Source organism: Exiguobacterium sp. s7, assembly GCF_018618195.1.
Lineage (GTDB): Bacteria > Bacillota > Bacilli > Exiguobacteriales > Exiguobacteriaceae > Exiguobacterium > Exiguobacterium mexicanum_A.
The window spans coordinates 1-17,825 of the sequence record NZ_JACSLO010000016.1 but is presented as its reverse complement, the minus strand read 5'-3'; the positions used below and the strand labels follow the sequence as shown (position 1 = coordinate 17,825).

The window sequence follows — 17,825 nt, the reverse complement described above, 5'->3', positions numbered from 1 at the left end:
CTCGTATAATTGTAGGGAATCAATCAAAAAAGGAGTACATTATTTTATGTCAATTGAAGTAGGAAGCAAGGTACAAGGTAAGGTTACAGGGATTACGCATTTCGGAGCGTTCGTAGAGCTTCCAAATGGCAAAACGGGTTTGGTGCACATCAGTGAAGTGGCAGATTCTTACGTCAAAGACATCAATGAGGTTCTAACGGTCGGTCAAGAAGTGACGGTCAAAATCTTGAACGTCGAAAACGATGGCAAAATCGGGTTGTCTATCAAAAAGGCCGTCGATCGTCCTGTCAGTGAACGCCCAGAGCGCCCAGCCGGCGAGCGTTTCTCTCGTGGCCCACGCCCAGGTGGCCCGGGTCAAGGCGGCCCACGCCCAGGTGGTCCAGGACAAGGTGGCCCACGCGGTGGCGGCGGTCCTCGCGGTGGCGGTCCACGTGGTGGCGGCGGACGTCGTGAAGTACGCCGTGAACCAGAAACGTTCGATACGTTGATGAGCAAGTTCTTGAAAGATAGCGACGAGCGCTTGACAACGTTAAAACGTCAAACCGACTCAAAACGCGGTGGACGTGGAGCCAAGCGCGGGTAACCCTTCGTAAACCATCAGCTTCTACTCGTAACAATAAAGACGACGAACCACAGACTGTCACAGTCTGTGGTTTTTTGTCGTCTATTTTTTTGTTATGAAAAATAACTAAAAAGGGTTGCATTTTTGAAAGGAAGCGAGCACAATAGGGAACATGAAAAAATAGTTATGTTTTATAAGTGAAAGGTGAGAGTTGAAATGAATGGATGGAAACTGTGGACAGCAGAATGGCGCAGTATCGGGAAAGATCGACGGGTATGGATTCCGATTCTCGCGGTCGCGCTCGTGCCGCTTATGTATGCCGGGATGTTTTTATGGGCTTTTTGGGACCCGTATGGACAAATGGAAGACTTGCCGGTGGCACTCGTGAACGAGGACCAGGGTGCAACGTTCGATGGGGAACAACTGACTATCGGTGATGAACTCGTGGAGAAATTAATGACATCTGATGCGTTCGAATTTGTCGAGACGACAAAACGAGAGGCTGAGTCAGGATTGGACGACCATGACTATTACATGGCGATTGAGATCCCGGCGGATTTCTCGGAAAAAGCGACGACCGCGCTCGATAAAGAGCCGGAGAAGCTCGAACTGAAATACATCGCCAATGAGTCGTATAACTTTTTAGCGGCTCAAATCGGAGGTTCGGCGATGGAACAAGTGAAAGGCGAACTATCGACCGAGGTCGCCAAACAGTACGTCAGCGCGATGCGTGACGGAATTCAAGATGCCGCTTCTGGGCTCGATGACGCCGCAACCGGGGCCGCGAAACTAGCAGACGGTTCGAAGACGGCCGAGAACGGCGCGACCGAGTTGGCCGACGGGACTGCGCTGCTCGCTTCGAAACAACAGGAGTTGGCCGACGGAGCGAGTCAATTGAATAAAGGTGTCGCGCAACTCGAGGCAGGGACGACCGAGTTGGCGAACGGAAGCCGACAAGTACATGATGGCAGTGCCGCCTTATCGGACGGGGCTCGTCAAGTAAATGACGGGGCGTCCGCCCTTCAAGACGGGACGAACCAACTCGTCGAAGGGACAGATACATTCGCTTCGAAGTTGGAGGAATTGCACAGCGGGACGGCTTCTCTCAATCAAGGCGTTCAACAACTCGCGGCCGGGATTCAGCGCTCGAAGGACGGCAGTGTTCAACTAAGCGCCGGTTCGAATGAGTTGGCGGCCGCGATGACAGCGGCGAAAGAAGGCAATGCTGCTCTATTGGTAGGTGAGACGGAACTCGTGGCCGGAATCGGTCGGATGAAGACGGAGATGTTGGCCAGCCAAGACCAGTTAATCACCCAGCTGGCAGCACTCGCCGAGGCAGGGCAACCTGCTTCACCAGAGATGCTACAGGCAATCGTAGCCCAATTGGCGGAAGGTCAAACAGCGACCGCAGCCGGGTTCGATGAACTGGCAGCGGGAGCGACGCGTGTGAAAGAAGGACAGGCTGCGCTCGGTGACGGATTGACGCAAGCAGAAGCCGGTGCCAATGAACTTGCTTCGGGACTGGCGACGTTACGTGACGGACAAGCCGAGCTCGCAAGCGGGGCACAGGCGTTGGCGGATGGGTCGACACAAGTGGAACAAGGGGCTCAAACGGCCGCTACGAGTTCGAAAGAGTTGGCTGCCGCGAGCAACCGAATAAATGCCGGGGTCGGGGAGTTGAAAGACGGGACGTCCGAACTTGCGACAGGTAGTGACCGTCTGACCGAAGCGACAGGAGCTCTTTCAGAAGGAAGTTCAAAACTCGCGGACGGAGCGAAGAGCGCGGGCGAGGGCACGAATACACTCACGGATGGGGCTGTACGTTTGGCAGAGGGTGGTAAAGACCTTCAGTCAGGTAGCGACCAGCTCGCAGACGGAGTGTCCGAACTTGCGGCTGGCAACAGCAAGTTACGGGACGCGCTCGCTGATGGGGCCGAAGCAGCCGCGATCGACATTCGAGACGATAACGTTGACATGATGGCCGGACCGGTCACAGTCGTCAACGACTCGATTCATAAGGTACCGAACTACGGAACGGGCTTTGCGCCGTACTTCATGTCACTCGGTCTATTCGTCGGGGCGCTCTTGTTATCCATCGTCTACCCGCTGTACGATCCGGCTGGTAAGCCGAAACGCAGCCTGTCGTGGCTCGTCTCGAAATCGGGTGTTCTACTCGTGGTCGGCTTTGTTCAAGCGCTTGTCTTAGATGTGGCGATGGTCATGCTGCTCGGACTTGAAGTCGAGGCACCGCTTCAGTTCTTCGGATTCAGTTGGCTCGTCAGTATCACTTTCTTGTTGATCGTACAACTGCTCGTCACGACACTCGGGAACCCAGGTCGTTTCGTGGCCATCGTCCTATTGATCCTGCAACTGACGACGTCGGCCGGAACGTTCCCGCTTGAACTCATTCCGAGCGCGTTACAACCATTCAACGCCTGGTTGCCGATGACGTATACGGTTGCTGGTTATAAAGAGATTTTGTCAGCGGACGGTTGGAGTTATTTGCAACAAGCCATCGTATATCTAGCGTTTGTATCGGCTATTTGTTTCTTCTTGCTTTGGGGTTATTTCCACATTGCCTGGAAGAAAAAATATCGGCTGACGACGTCAGAAGCGTGATGCACAACGAACTGAAAATCGTGTATAGTGGATAAGACGACACTATACACGATTTTTTTGTGAAAAAACTTTTAAAAAAGAATTGACACTGGCGTGGGTACTGGTTATTATAGAAAATGTGCTTAGGACACAACAATAACATGGCGGTGTAGCTCAGCTGGCTAGAGCGTACGGTTCATACCCGTGAGGTCGTGGGTTCGACTCCCTCCGCCGCTACCATTTTATTTAGGCCCGTTGGTCAAGCGGTTAAGACACCGCCCTTTCACGGCGGTAACACGGGTTCGAATCCCGTACGGGTCACTTACCTAAGCGAAAAGAAGCCATCTCACTCGAGATGGCTTCTTTTGTTATATCAAGGAGGGCGACGGATGACGAAAGTATTGATTGCTGTGTCAGGTGGAGTCGATTCGGTCGTCTTGTTAGACCGTGCCGTCCAGAGCGGTCTTGAGATCGGGGTGGTCCATGTCCATCACGGATTGCGTCTCGAGTCGGATGAAGAGTATGAATTTGTGCGACGTCTTGCCGACTCGTACGACGTGCCGTTTCATGGCAAACGGCTCGCTTTCCCGAACGGTGGTTCACAAGCTGCTTACCGGACAGCACGTTATGCATTCTTTGAAGAAGTCATGCGTACGTTCGGATATACACAACTGATGACGGCTCATCATGCGGACGACCAACTCGAGACGGTTCTCATTCAACTACACCGTAACGTCGTCGAAGTAACAGGAATTCCCGAGTGTCGTCCGTTCGCAGGAGGGGAGCTCGTCCGCCCGCTCCTATCGGAAACGAAACGAGAACTGATTGTCTACGCCAATCGACATCGTCTCGAATGGCGAGAAGATGCGAGCAATGCCGAAGCGGATTACTTACGAAACAAGCTGCGGCATCAGCTCGTCCCGCAACTCCTCGCCGCTCGACCGGATCTCGTTTACGTCGTGAGCGAGACGGCAAGGCGTCAGCGCGAACTATGGGACGCTCGTTACCGACGGATGGAGATGTGGATGGATACCTCAGTTCATTTTGAGATGAAAGCGTTTCATGTGAAACTAGACGACGTGCTCGGTTTAGATCGGTTTGAGCGACACGTCGTGGGGCGATTGCTCTCTACTCGATATGGGGTAGAGGTAGGAGAAGCGATGGAACGTCTTCTTGAGAATCCACGAGGGTCAGGACACTTTGATTTAGAAGGTCCGTGGCAACTTCGGAAACAAGGTGGAAACTTGTCATTGCAGACAACCGATCGACCGCTGCCTCTCCCGACTGAACTAGTGGTGACGACGTTCCCAGCATGCGTAACGTTCGGTGAGAGTCGATTTTCACTTGAAATCGTCGAAGAGGCACATGGCATCCCGCTCGAGGCGATCGAGTTGCCGTTGATCATCCGCTCTGTCGAGGCTGGGGACGCAATGAAACTGTCCATCGGGACGAAAAAAGTCGCCCGCATCTTCATTGACGTGAAGATTCCGCGAGAAAAACGGCCTTTTGTCCCATTGGTAGTTGACGCAACGGGACGGATTATCGCTATAGTAGGGGTAAGAGTTTCCGATTTTCCGGATAAGTCGGGTGCGATGTGCCCACGATTAATGGTAAAATGATGATTGTGTCGGATAAGAAAGAGGAGGATTTTAAGATGTCATTAATGAACGATATGGAGAAAGTACTGATTTCAAGCGAAGAGATTCAAGGTAAAGTGAAAGAACTCGCTACAACACTTAGCGAAGAATATAAAGAAGAGTTTCCACTCCTCGTCTGCGTGTTAAAAGGTGCGATGCCATTCATGTCAGACCTCGTCAAAGAAATGGACATCCATTTAGAAATGGATTTCATGGACGTGTCGACGTACCATGGCGGAACGTCATCGACGGGTGAAGTTAAAATTGAAAAAGATTTAAATACATCTGTAGAAGGACGCGACATCTTGATTGTAGAAGATATCATTGATAGTGGACTCACGCTCGGCTATCTCGTCGACTTGCTCAAGTACCGCAAAGCCAAATCGGTTAAAATCGTGACGCTTCTCGATAAACCGACGGGCCGCAAGAACGGATTGTCGGCAGATTATAGCGGTTTCGTTATTCCGCACGAGTTTGTTGTCGGCTATGGTCTCGATTACGAAGAGAAATATCGTAACCTTCCGTACGTCGGTGTGCTCAAGCCGAGCATTTACGGGGGCTAACGTTTTTCTTTTGAAAATGCGTCGTGTTAAGATAAAAGAAATACCCAAAGTATACACATATACTGAATGGGCGAGAACATCGTTTCTCGGAATAGGAGGCAGAGAATGAATCGTGCAGTGAAAAACACCTTAGTTTTCGGTGTGATTTTCCTAGCCTTGATCTTGTTCCTTCAATATTTACAAAACCCGAATAGCCAGAGCGAGACGCTTACGTATTCGAAGTTCTTGGAATATGTGGAAGAAGGTCGGATTGAAACGGCAACCGTACAAGAAATTCCGGGAGCCATCTCAATTACAGGAGATCTAACAGGAGACGAAGATCAGCGTTTTGAAACGAATATCCCGGCCAACGAGGCCGAATACGCCGAAGTGCTCTCGTCACTTCGCGCGGATACCGACATCCAAATCGAAGAAGCAGAGTCGAGTGGTAGCTGGTTCAGCATCGTATTCGCGATCTTACCGTTCATCATCATCTTCATCTTATTCTTCTTCTTGCTCAACCAAGCCCAAGGTGGCGGTGGTGGCGGTCGTGTGATGAACTTCGGGAAATCGAAGGCGAAATTATACGATCAAGAGAAGCGCCGTGTGACGTTTGAAGACGTTGCCGGAGCGGATGAAGAGAAGCAAGAGCTCATCGAAGTCGTTGAATTCTTGAAAGATCCTCGCAAGTTCTCGAAACTCGGGGCACGGATTCCGAAAGGTGTCTTGCTTGTCGGTCCTCCGGGAACAGGTAAAACATTGCTTGCTCGTGCAGCTGCAGGAGAAGCCGGTGTACCGTTCTTCTCAATCTCAGGTTCTGACTTCGTCGAAATGTTCGTCGGTGTCGGAGCGTCACGTGTACGTGACTTGTTCGAGAATGCGAAAAAGAACGCACCGTGTATCATCTTTATCGATGAAATCGATGCGGTCGGACGTCAACGTGGCGCCGGCCTCGGTGGTGGCCATGACGAGCGTGAACAAACGCTTAACCAACTTCTTGTCGAGATGGATGGATTCAGTGACAACGAAGGGATCATCATGATTGCCGCGACGAACCGTCCGGATATTCTTGACCCGGCCCTTCTTCGCCCAGGTCGATTTGACCGTCAAATCACGGTTGATCGTCCGGATGTTAAAGGCCGTGAAGCAGTCCTCAAAGTTCACGCCCGCAACAAGCCACTTGATTCGACAGTCGACTTGAAGTCGATTGCGCAGCGAACACCTGGATTCTCAGGTGCTGACCTTGAAAACTTATTGAACGAAGCGGCGCTCGTCGCAGCCCGGTCTGACCGTTCAGCGGTATCAGTCGTGGATGTCGAGGAAGCGATTGACCGCGTCATCGCCGGTCCTTCTAAGAAGAGCCGTGTCATCTCGGAGAAAGAACGACAAATCGTCGCCTATCATGAAGCGGGTCATACGATTATCGGGATTGAGCTTGAGAATGCAGATGAAGTGCATAAAGTGACGATCGTTCCTCGCGGTAACGCAGGCGGCTATGTCGTCATGCTTCCAAAAGAAGATCGCTACTTCATGACAAAACCTGAGCTTGAAGATAAAATCGTCGGTCTCCTCGGGGGCCGCGTGGCGGAAGACGTCATCTTCGGTGAAGTGTCAACAGGAGCAAGCAATGATTTCCAACGTGCGACTGGTATCGCCCGGAAGATGGTCATGGATTACGGGATGAGCGACAAGCTCGGGCCGCTCCAACTTGGGTCAAACCATGGTGGACAAGTCTTCCTTGGCCGTGACTTCCAAACGGAACAGAACTACTCGGATGCGATTGCACAAGACATCGACCTCGAGATTCGTGATATCATCAACCGTTGTTACGCCAAAGCGAAACAAATCTTGACGGATCGTAAAGACGATCTCGAGCTCGTCGCGAAGACGTTGCTCGAAGTCGAGACGCTCGATTCGAAACAGATTCGTCACTTGATCAAGACGCGCGAATACCTTCCGCACGAACCGGAAGAGCCGTCTGAACCATCGAAAGATGATGCAAGCGACGAAGCGAAGAAAGATGAGGCGGCCGTCAAGCACGGACAAGTCATCGATCAGCCTGGAGTCGTTCAAGAAGCGAAGCCGGACGTTGTCCCTGAAGGTGATAAGCCGGAAGCGACGCCGACGGAACGCCCGAACAACGAATCACGCTAAGTGTAAGAGACGAATGCCCTAAACAAGGCATTCGTCTTTTTTCGTGTTATAATTCGAGCGAACTGTAATTGACAACAAAGTGAGGAACGCTATCATGATTTTAGTGATTGATGTTGGGAATACAAATATTGTCCTTGGGATGTATGACGGCGAGACGCTCGTCCATCATTGGCGCATCTCGACCGACCGCACGAAAACGACCGATGAATACGGCATGCTCGTGAAATCGCTGTTCGATCATTCGAACGTTTCGTTCGATCAGATTGACGGCGTGATTCTATCTTCGGTCGTCCCACCGGTCATCTTTCCGCTCGAGCAGATGTCGCAACGTTATTTCAACGTCCGGCCAATCGTCGTCGGTCCCGGCGTGAAAACCGGTCTCGACATTCATGTCGACAATCCGCGCGAAGTCGGAGCGGACCGCATCGTTAACGCGGTCGCTGGAATCGCCAAGTATGATGGGCCGCTCATCATCGTCGATTTCGGTACGGCGACGACATACTGCTATATCGATGAGAACCGCCGCTATCACGGAGGAATTATCTCGCCGGGCATCATGATCTCGGTCGAGGCGCTCTACCAACGGGCGGCTAAATTACCTCGTATCGAGCTCGCGACGCCACCTACGGTCGTTGGGAAAAATACAATTCAAGCGATGCAGTCCGGGACGTATTACGGCTATGTCGCACAAGTCGATGGCATTGTCGGCCGCATGAAGCGTGAAGTCGGAGAAGCGACCGTGATCGCCACAGGCGGTCTCGCACGTTTGATTAGCGAGCATGCCGAGACGATTGATGTCGTCGATTCATTTTTAACGCTCGATGGGCTTCGTCTCATCTATGAGCGCAACCAGAAATAAACTTAAAGGAGTTACTCAATATGATTCAACCAGAACAACAAGCATTACTTGACCAAATGAAAGCCGATTACCTCGTCCGTGCCCTCGGGTTCAACGGGGAAGTCCGCGCGTTTGCCGTCCGGACGACGAAAACGATCTTTGAAACGCAACTCCGTCACCAGACGACACCGGTCGCTTCAGCAGCGCTCGGCCGCACGATGACGATCGGGACGATGATCGGTGCGATGCAAAAAGGTGCCGCTCGCGTGACGCTCAAAGTCGAAGGCGATGGACCAATCGGGAAAATCATCGTCGATGCTGATACGGCGGGAGACGTGCGCGGTTACGTGTCACATCCTCGTGTCGAAGGCGGCACGTTCGTGAATGATCACGGTTTGACGAAGCTGAAAGTTGGTGAAGTCGTCGGACGCGGGACGATTTCGGTGATTAAAGACCTCGGTTTAAAAGATTTTGTCGGCGGCTCGTCTGAGATTCAAACGGGTGAGATTAGCGAAGACTTCACGTACTACTTCGCGACGTCAGAACAAGTGCCGTCAGTCGTCGGTGCGGGTGTGCTCGTCCTCCCGGAAGATGAATCGATTCTTGCGGCCGGTGGCATTATCGTTCAATTGATGCCGGATGCGTCAGAAGAGACGATTCAAGCGCTTGAGCAGGCACTCAAAACGTTCCCGCCAGTGTCGGTCCTCATCGGAGAAGAGAAGACACCGGAAGAGATGCTCCATATGCTCCTTGGCGACAGCCTCGAAGTGTTGGATCAAAAGCCGGTCCAATTCAATTGCACATGTGGTCGCGACCGTATGGAAAGCGCGATTATTGGGCTCGGTGCCGAAGAGATTCGTCACATGATTGAAGAGGATGGCGGCGCTGAAGCGGTTTGTCACTTCTGTGGCGAGAAATACCACTTCTCGGCGGAACAATTAGAAACGATGAAACAACAAGCACGCTGACCGCTTTGCTCCAAATTGCATATTTTGAATCTGATAGGGTATGATTACAATATCGGAATAGTCGGAATTATGGAGGAGGAAATGAAATGCGTATCGTAGATTCAGTAACAGACTTGATTGGAAAGACACCGATTGTGAAGTTGAATGGATTGACTGGCGCTGAAGATGCCACGGTTTACTTGAAATTGGAGTATATGAACCCGGGGTCTAGCGTAAAAGACCGGATTGCGCTCGCTATGATTGAAGCGGCGGAACGAGAAGGGGTCTTGAAACCAGGAGATACGATTATCGAACCGACCAGTGGGAACACGGGAATCGGTCTCGCCATGGTCAGTGCGGCCAAAGGCTATAAAGCGATTTTGGTCATGCCGGAAACGATGAGCATGGAACGTCGCAATTTGCTTCGTGGCTACGGCGCCGAACTTATTTTGACGCCGGGTCCTGAAGGGATGGGCGGAGCGATTCGCCGTGCGACGGAGGAGGCTGAACAAAACGGTTATTTCCTCCCGCAGCAGTTTAACAATGAAGCCAACCCGAACGTGCACGAGATGACGACGGGACCTGAGATCGTCGACGCATTCGATGCGTCAGGTCTTCAAGTCGATGCGTTCATCGCCGGCGTCGGGACAGGTGGAACGATTACGGGAGCGGGTAAAGTGTTGAAAGCCCACTATCCGAACGTTCAAATCCTAGCGGTTGAACCGGTCGATTCACCGGTCTTGTCGGGCGGTAAACCAGGCCCGCATAAAATCCAAGGCATCGGCGCCGGGTTCATCCCGTCGATTCTCGATACGGAGATTTATGAAGGTGTCCTTCAAATCACGACCGATCAGGCGTTCGAATACGCACGTCTTGCGGCTAAGACGAACGGCGTGCTCGGAGGCATCTCGTCAGGTGCAGCCATCGCTGCCGCTGTCGATACGGCCAAACGTCTCGGCAAAGGGAAAAACGTGCTGGCGATCATCCCGTCAAACGGAGAACGCTACCTCAGCACACCACTCTATCAATTCGATGAAGAATCGGATAGCGTTCGCTCATAAGCAAACGGCAGTTACCGGGAGACAACTTCTTTCGGTAACTGCCTTTTCTTGTGTACAATTAAAGGCATGAATCAGTGGAACGGGGGAATGTGGCGTGAGACAAACAGCGTTCAAAACCATGAGTATGACAAAAGAGAAGATGTACGACACATATATGACATTGACGGAAGGGAAGAAGCACTATGCGTGGTTAGAGAGCGGACGCGTCGGCCGCTATACGATGGCCGGGATTGAGCCGTTCGCTACGCTTCACGTGAAAGATGGGGTCGGGACGTTCATCACCTCTGATGCGACAGAAACGATGCACGGTGCCCCGCTCGACATCGTCGAAACAATTCGGACCCGGTACGCCACCGAGCGGCCAGCAGGTGCTCCCCCATTTTTCGGCGGGATGATCGGTTATGTGAGCTATGATGTAGCCCGTACCCTCGAACGTTTACCACGGCAAGCGGAAGACGATTTGGCAACACCGGACGTTTCATTCTTGTTGTTCGATGAAGTAGCGGTCTTCGATGAAGAAGAGTCGCTTTTATACGTGATGGTCACGGCCGATGAGCAAGCGGAGGCGAAGCTCGAGCGCTTTGCCGCCCTCTGGCGAACAGAATCACATTATGCGTTTCCGCCGCTTACGAGCGGAACGGTCGAGCGATCCCGTTCGCTGTCACAGGATGAATTCGTTGCGGCCGTGCAAAAGATTCAAGACTACATCGTCGAGGGCGATGTGTTCCAAGTGAATTTGAGCGTCCGGCAGTCGGAACCGCTGCTCGCACACCCGCGTCACATCTACGACACGCTCCGGAAAGTGAACCCTTCACCGTATATGGGTTATTTCGTTGACGACTCGCTCACGATGGTGTCGGCTTCACCAGAACTGTTGATTGAAAAACATGGCGCCGCCATCTCGACCCGCCCGATCGCCGGAACGAGACCGCGAGGCCGGGATGAGGCGGAAGATCTGGAACTGGCTCGGACGCTACTCGACAATGAGAAAGAGCGGGCCGAACATGTCATGCTGGTCGACCTGGAACGAAACGACTTGGGCAAAGTCGCGGCTTACGGGACAGTGCATGTCGATGAACTGATGGTCATCGAGAAGTACTCGCACGTCCAACATATCGTCTCGAACGTGCGCGGTCTGATGCGGGACGGCGTATCGGGAGCCGAAGCACTTGGCGCGATGTTCCCGGGCGGCACCATCACCGGGGCGCCGAAAATCCGGACGATGGAAATCATCGAGGAACTCGAACCGGTCCGGCGTGGGATTTACACCGGCTCATACGGCTGGCTTAGTTGGGATGATGACCTCGTGTTCAACATCACGATTCGGACGATGATCGTGAAGGACGGAATCGCCCATGTTCAGGCTGGTGCCGGGATTGTGATCGATTCGGATCCTGAAGCGGAGTACGCCGAATCACTTTCCAAGGCAAAAGCGCTATGGACAGCGAAAGAAATGACGGAGGCGACGGTATGATTTTACTCATCGATAACTATGACTCGTTCACATACAATTTAGTTCAATACTTTGGGGAGCTCGGTGAACAACTCGTCGTCCGTCGTAACGATGACATCACGATCGAGGAAATTGAAGCGCTCGCCCCAAGTTATCTCGTCATTTCGCCTGGTCCGTGTACACCTAACGAGGCAGGTATCAGTATCGACGCGATTCAGGCGTTTGCCGGTCGCATCCCAATTCTTGGCGTCTGTCTTGGACATCAAGCGATTGCTCAAGCGTTCGGCGGAAAAGTCGTTCATGCCGAGCGGCTCATGCATGGCAAGACGTCAGCGATTCAACATGACGGAAACACGCTGTTTAACGGCATCCCGCAACAGACAATCGTGACACGCTACCATTCGCTCGCAGTCGAACGAGACTCGCTGCCATCGTGCTTGCAAGTCACGGCGGAAACGAGCCTTGGAGAGGTCATGGCGCTTCGACATGAAACGTTACCAATTGAAGGGGTCCAGTTTCATCCGGAAGCGATTTTGACAGAACACGGCAAAGACATGATTCGTAATTTCGTCGAGGTGTATCGTCATGTGGCTTTGGCATAACGGCGAACTGCGGGGCAGCTCTGAAGTAACGATTCCGGTGGAAGATCACGGATTTTTATATGGGATGGGCCTGTTCGAGACGTTTCGAACGTTCAATGGCATCCCGTTCTTGTTTGATCTTCACTGGGAACGTCTCGAAAAGAGCTTAGCGGAACTATGGATTGATTTACCGTATACGAAACAAGAGATGGAGCAGGCGATTCAAGACGTCGTTCGTCAAAACGGGACCCCGAACCTGTATGTGCGCTTGAACGTGTCCGCGGGGGTGGCGCCACTTGGACTCTACGACGGACGCTACACTCGTCCAAACGTGACACTGCTCGTCAAGCCGTTACCGGAATCGTTCCAGCCCACGGAAAAACGGCTGGAAGCCATCCCGTTTCCAAGAAGTCGGCCCGAAGCGGCATTCCGCTTAAAATCCCATCATTATATGAACAATATATTAGGGAAGCGCATGCTTGTTGATCGGGAGGCGGAAGGACTGTTCGCCGATGACTCAGGACATGTCGTAGAAGGGCTTGTCTCGAATATCTTCTGGGTCGAAGCTGACCAACTTTGGACGACGCCGCTCGCGACGGGACCTCTGGCTGGGGTCACGCGACGTTGGGTGATGGATACGTTTGATGTGAAGGAACGTGATGTGACGTTTGCGGAACTTACACAGGCAGACGAGATTTGGTTGACCAATTCGGTTCAACAGATTGCTCCGGTCACAGACTATGCCGGGAACAGCTATCCAGGAAAAGACGGGGCAAAATTTAAAGCATGTTGGTCTGTCTTGTTGCATGCGATTGAAAGGGAAGAAACGCGATGACAAAAATCATGGGAATTTTAAATGTGACACCGGATTCGTTTTCGGACGGAGGACGGTATACGGCGCTCGAACAGGCGGTCGCTCACGCCAAGCAACTCGTTCAAGACGGAGCGGACGCGATTGATATCGGCGGGGAATCGACACGGCCGGGAGCCCGGTTCGTCTCGGCGGAAGAAGAAATCGAGCGAGTCGTTCCTGTCATTCGTCAACTGAAGCAAGAGCTCGACGTGCTCATCTCGATCGATACGTACAAACCGGTGGTGGCAAAGGCGGCATTAGAAGCCGGGGCCGATATCATCAATGACGTCTGGGGCTCGAAGTGGGGCGATCAATCGATGGCACAAGTGGCACGGGCGTTTAACGTTCCCATCATCTTGATGCACAATCGCGACAATCGAAATTATGGCCATTTCATTGAGGAGGTCGTCGGTGACTTGTACGAATCGATTGAAATCGCCCAAGCGGCCGGTGTGCCGGATGAGATGATTTGGTTAGACCCGGGAATCGGCTTTGCGAAAGACTATGCGCAAAACATGGAGTTGATGAATCGACTCGACGTGATCACGAACCTCGGTTATCCGGTGTTACTCGGAACGTCGCGGAAATCATTTATCGGGCAAGCGCTTGATTTACCGACCGAAGAACGACTGGAAGGGACACTGGCGACGACGTGTCTAGGCATCATGAAAGGCTGTGCGTGGATTCGGGTCCATGACGTAAGAGAGAATAAACGAGCGTCACTCATGATGGACGCGATGCTGGGAGGCGGACAAATTGGATAAGATGTTTGTGAATGGGATGCGTTTCTATGGCTATCACGGTGTGTTTGAAGAAGAGAATCGACTCGGTCAACGGTTTAACATCGATTTGATGTGTGAGTTGGATTTGGCGCCGGCGGGACAATCGGATGATTTATCAGACGGGGTCAGCTACGCCGGTCTCTATCAATTGACGGAAGACATCGTCACCGGGGAGCCAGTCAATCTACTTGAGGCGCTAGGCGAGCGCATCACGACGGCTGTTTTGGCCCACAGCGACAAGATTCAAAGCGTCACCGTCAAAGTGATCAAGCCGGACCCGCCCATCCCGGGTCATTATGACTCAGTCGCAATTGAGATGACACGGAGACGGAACGTATGATGTACGTAGCGCTGGGCTCGAACATTGGGGAGCGTGCCAACTATCTGGCAGAAGCGATTCAAGCGATGGCGGTAAACGGTCTTCAGGTGACGAAAGAGTCATCCGTATATGAGACGGCACCGGTCGGATACACAGATCAGCCATCCTTCTATAATATGGTCGTCGAAGTCGAGCCGTCCCTTTCTGCGGAAGCAGCCTTGCTTCAACTCCAACAGATTGAACGGGACCTAGGGAGAGAACGACTATTCAAGAATGGACCGCGTACAATCGACCTTGACATCTTGGTCTATAACAGCGAAGATATACAATCGAAGCAGTTAACTGTTCCGCATCCACGGATGCATGAACGCGCTTTTGTCCTTGCCCCGTTCGCGGAGATTGCTCCGGCGGTCGAGGTAAAGGGAATGACGGTGCGGGCGTTGCTAGAAGCCCTTCCTGCGTCGGAACGACAAGATGTCTTCCGTCTCGGGCCGTTACAATCATTGGTCAGCTCGGTTTAACGTTAGCAAAGGAAGTGGAGAAGTGTCAGGGTTCAAAATTGGTAACATCGATATAAAGAACCGCGCCGTCCTTGCCCCGATGGCCGGAGTGACAAACCCTGCGTTTCGTCTGATCGCTAAAGAATTTGGCGCGGGACTCGTCTGTGCTGAAATGGTCAGCGATAAAGGGATTTTATTGGAGAACGCAAGAACGCTCCGGATGCTGTACGTCGATGAACGGGAAAAGCCGCTCAGCCTTCAGATTTTTGGCGGTTCGAAAGACACACTCGTCAGAGCGGCCCAGTACGTGGATCAAAACACGAATGCGGACATCATCGATATCAATATGGGTTGCCCAGTCCCGAAAGTCACGAAGTGTGAGGCGGGTGCCAAATGGTTGCTTGACCCGGACAAAGTTTACGAGATGGTGAACGCCGTGTCGCAAGCGGTCGATAAGCCGGTCACGGTCAAAATGCGCCTCGGTTGGGACGAAGACCATATTTATATTCTCGACAATGTTCGGGCGGCTCAATCTGGAGGAGCGGCGGCGATTGCGATTCATGGTCGTACGCGGTCTCAACAATATGAAGGAACAGCGAATTGGGATTGGATTGGCGAAGCCAAGAAGATTGCGACGGTTCCGATTATCGGTAACGGCGATATCTCGACACCTCAAGAAGCAAAACATGCGATTGATTACTACGGTGTCGATGCCGTCATGATCGGGCGGGCAGCACTTGGTAACCCATGGATGCTGTATCAAACGGTGCAGTATTTGGAAACGGGTGAACTTCCGCCAGAACCAGCGGCGCGTGAAAAAATCGACATCTGTATGTTGCACCTCGATCGATTGATTGCCATCAAAGGAGAAATGACGGCCGTTCGCGAGATGCGTCAACATGCGGCTTGGTACTTGAAAGGGTTGAAAGGCAGCGGCCCGGTTCGGAAGCAAATCAACGAAACGGAATCGCGAGATGCTTTTGGCATCGTGTTGTATCATTTTGTGGAACAGCTCGAGCGACAAATGCAAGAAGTGTGAACTAGTGAAAAAAATTGATTTGTGGTAAGCTTGTTTGGCGAAAAAGTGAACCACACAAGCAAACGGTTTAGGCTGTGCTGTTGGCCGTGAGGCTGACAGTTTTTTATTAGACATCCCCAATACGTATAGAGGAGTGAATGGAGTAGTGAGTCACGAGTTGGAAATGAATGACCAAATGCAGGTTCGGTTTGAAAAAATGACCGAGATGCGTGAACAAGGGCTTGACCCGTTCGGACGTCGGTTCGAACGTTCTGCCCACGCCGGTGAATTACATGAACAATATGAGGTGATTGAAAAAGAAGCCTTGGCCGAACAAGACGTCGAAGTGACGCTTGCCGGACGAATCATGACGAAACGTGGAAAAGGGAAAGTCTTCTTTGCCCACATCCAAGATGTCACAGGACAAATCCAAATTTACGTTCGTAAAAATGACGTAGGTGACGAACCGTTCGATTTATTCAAATCATCTGACCTTGGTGACATCGTCGGTGTGAAAGGGAAGTTGTTCAAGACGAACGTCGGCGAATTGTCGATTCATGTTGAAGAGTTCGAACTCTTAACAAAAGCACTTCGTCCGCTTCCTGATAAATATCATGGCTTAAAAGATGTGGAGCAACGCTATCGCCAGCGCTACTTGGATTTGATTACGAATAACGATTCGCGTCAAACGTTTATTCTGCGTAGCCGCATCATCTCGGAAATTCGGAATTTCTTGAACCATCGCGGTTACTTGGAAGTCGAAACGCCGATGTTGCATACAATCGCAGGTGGAGCGGCGGCCCGTCCGTTCTTGACGCACCATAATGCACTTGATATGGAATTATATATGCGGATCGCCATCGAGCTTCATTTGAAGCGCTTGATTGTCGGTGGTCTCGAGCGCGTGTATGAGATTGGTCGTGTTTTCCGTAATGAGGGGATCTCAACACGTCATAACCCAGAGTTCACGATGATTGAATTGTATGAAGCGTATGCGGACTATAATGACATCATGGATTTGACGGAAGAACTCGTAGCTCACGTAGCCCAAGAAGTGCTTGGCACGACGGACGTTCAATATGGAGAAGATACGATTCATTTGGCTGTCGGTTGGAAACGTGCGCACATGGTCGACTTGGTTAAAGAAGAAACAGGCGTCGATTTCTGGCAACAGATGTCTGATGAAGATGCACGTGCGCTTGCAAAAGAGCACGGTGTCGAGATTCAAGACCATATGACATTCGGCCACATCGTCAATGAATTCTTTGAGCAGAAAGTCGAAGAAACATTGTTACAACCGACGTTTGTCACAGGTCACCCTGTCGAAGTATCGCCATTGGCGAAAAAGAACGATACAGATCCACGCTTCACGGATCGATTCGAATTGTTCATCGTTCGTCGTGAACATGCGAACGCCTTCACGGAATTGAATGATCCGATTGATCAGCGTGAGCGTTTCGAAGCTCAACTTCTTGAGAAAGAAGCAGGGAATGACGAAGCCCATGAATTGGACAACGATTTCCTTGAGGCGCTCGAATACGGAATGCCACCAACGGGCGGTCTTGGAATCGGAATCGATCGCCTCGTCATGTTGTTGACGAATGCACCATCGATTCGTGATGTTCTATTGTTCCCGACGATGAGACACCAACAGTAAAGAATCGTTTTAACCTCTCGCTCTTACGGGCGAGAGGTTTTTCTATGGAGAATGTTGCCGATTTAAAGAGGCTAAAAACTTTTTTAGAAAAACTTTTGCAAAAAGTCTTGCGTTCTATTTAGGGATGCGGTAAAGTAATAAACGTTGCCGCTGATGGCAGCGGAAAAGAATAAAAAAAGTGGTTGACAACTGTGTCGATGACTTGTATTATTTTAAGAGTCGCCAATGAGCGATAGACGAACTTTGAAAACTGAACGATGAGGCAAAAATAAGTTTTACAATTTTTGAATGAAGCGCAAGCTTCGTCATTTTTAAAGAGCTAT

At 51.5% G+C, this 17,825-nt stretch carries 16 protein-coding genes and 2 tRNA genes; all 18 read left to right on the top strand.

Features of this window, described 5'->3' with window-relative positions:
* The first annotated feature begins 46 nt into the window (after window positions 1-46).
* Entirely contained in the window at window positions 47-583 is a 537-nt protein-coding gene (locus KNP79_RS14165; RefSeq protein ID WP_034781804.1) for a S1 domain-containing RNA-binding protein, read from the top strand.
* A 195-nt stretch (window positions 584-778) separates the two neighbouring features.
* Window positions 779-3,181, top strand: coding sequence for a YhgE/Pip domain-containing protein (locus KNP79_RS14160; RefSeq protein ID WP_215192828.1), 2,403 nt, complete (start codon window positions 779-781; stop codon window positions 3,179-3,181).
* Between the two features lie 142 nt (window positions 3,182-3,323).
* Window positions 3,324-3,400 (top strand) — tRNA-Met (locus tag KNP79_RS14155).
* 9 nt (window positions 3,401-3,409) lie between these two features.
* Window positions 3,410-3,481 (top strand) — tRNA-Glu (locus KNP79_RS14150).
* 68 nt (window positions 3,482-3,549) lie between these two features.
* Window positions 3,550-4,779, top strand: coding sequence for a tRNA lysidine(34) synthetase TilS (tilS, locus tag KNP79_RS14145; protein WP_251132984.1), 1,230 nt, complete (start codon window positions 3,550-3,552; stop codon window positions 4,777-4,779).
* Between the two features lie 35 nt (window positions 4,780-4,814).
* Window positions 4,815-5,360 carry a hypoxanthine phosphoribosyltransferase gene (gene hpt, locus KNP79_RS14140; protein WP_021068188.1) on the top strand — a complete coding sequence of 182 codons (546 nt, stop codon included), beginning with the start codon at window positions 4,815-4,817 and terminating at the stop codon, window positions 5,358-5,360.
* 105 nt (window positions 5,361-5,465) lie between these two features.
* Window positions 5,466-7,493: an ATP-dependent zinc metalloprotease FtsH gene (gene ftsH / locus KNP79_RS14135; RefSeq protein WP_034781808.1), complete on the top strand. Its 2,028-nt coding sequence runs from the start codon at window positions 5,466-5,468 to the stop codon at window positions 7,491-7,493.
* Window positions 7,494-7,587: 94 nt separating this feature from the next.
* Window positions 7,588-8,352 (top strand): type III pantothenate kinase, encoded by a 765-nt coding sequence (locus KNP79_RS14130; RefSeq protein WP_021068190.1) that lies wholly within the window; start codon window positions 7,588-7,590, stop codon window positions 8,350-8,352.
* A gap of 20 nt (window positions 8,353-8,372) precedes the next feature.
* Complete coding sequence (gene hslO / locus KNP79_RS14125) at window positions 8,373-9,299, top strand: Hsp33 family molecular chaperone HslO (RefSeq protein WP_285800851.1); 927 nt, start codon at window positions 8,373-8,375, stop codon at window positions 9,297-9,299.
* 86 nt (window positions 9,300-9,385) lie between these two features.
* A complete protein-coding gene (gene cysK / locus KNP79_RS14120; protein WP_021068192.1) occupies window positions 9,386-10,339 on the top strand; it encodes a cysteine synthase A in 954 nt (317 codons plus the stop codon).
* A 118-nt stretch (window positions 10,340-10,457) separates the two neighbouring features.
* Complete coding sequence (locus KNP79_RS14115; protein WP_251131417.1) at window positions 10,458-11,813, top strand: anthranilate synthase component I family protein; 1,356 nt, start codon at window positions 10,458-10,460, stop codon at window positions 11,811-11,813.
* Window positions 11,810-12,394 (top strand): aminodeoxychorismate/anthranilate synthase component II, encoded by a 585-nt coding sequence (gene pabA / locus KNP79_RS14110; RefSeq protein WP_215192826.1) that lies wholly within the window; start codon window positions 11,810-11,812, stop codon window positions 12,392-12,394. Before KNP79_RS14115 ends, pabA begins: the two co-directional genes overlap by 4 nt.
* On the top strand, window positions 12,378-13,208 hold the full coding sequence (locus KNP79_RS14105; protein WP_058765122.1) for an aminotransferase class IV: 831 nt from the start codon (window positions 12,378-12,380) through the stop codon (window positions 13,206-13,208). Before pabA ends, KNP79_RS14105 begins: the two co-directional genes overlap by 17 nt.
* The gene (folP, locus tag KNP79_RS14100) at window positions 13,205-13,990 is read left to right on the top strand and encodes a dihydropteroate synthase (protein ID WP_021068196.1); all 786 of its coding nucleotides are present in this window, start codon (window positions 13,205-13,207) and stop codon (window positions 13,988-13,990) included. The genes KNP79_RS14105 and folP overlap by 4 nt, the downstream gene beginning before the upstream one ends.
* A complete protein-coding gene (folB, locus tag KNP79_RS14095) occupies window positions 13,983-14,348 on the top strand; it encodes a dihydroneopterin aldolase (RefSeq protein WP_034781816.1) in 366 nt (121 codons plus the stop codon). The genes folP and folB overlap by 8 nt, the downstream gene beginning before the upstream one ends.
* On the top strand, window positions 14,345-14,848 hold the full coding sequence (folK, locus tag KNP79_RS14090; RefSeq protein WP_034781818.1) for a 2-amino-4-hydroxy-6-hydroxymethyldihydropteridine diphosphokinase: 504 nt from the start codon (window positions 14,345-14,347) through the stop codon (window positions 14,846-14,848). The genes folB and folK overlap by 4 nt, the downstream gene beginning before the upstream one ends.
* 79 nt (window positions 14,849-14,927) lie before the next feature.
* Complete coding sequence (gene dusB, locus KNP79_RS14085) at window positions 14,928-15,866, top strand: tRNA dihydrouridine synthase DusB (RefSeq protein ID WP_251132985.1); 939 nt, start codon at window positions 14,928-14,930, stop codon at window positions 15,864-15,866.
* Between the two features lie 145 nt (window positions 15,867-16,011).
* Complete coding sequence (gene lysS, locus KNP79_RS14080; protein ID WP_215192824.1) at window positions 16,012-17,502, top strand: lysine--tRNA ligase; 1,491 nt, start codon at window positions 16,012-16,014, stop codon at window positions 17,500-17,502.
* Window positions 17,503-17,825: the final 323 nt, after the last annotated feature.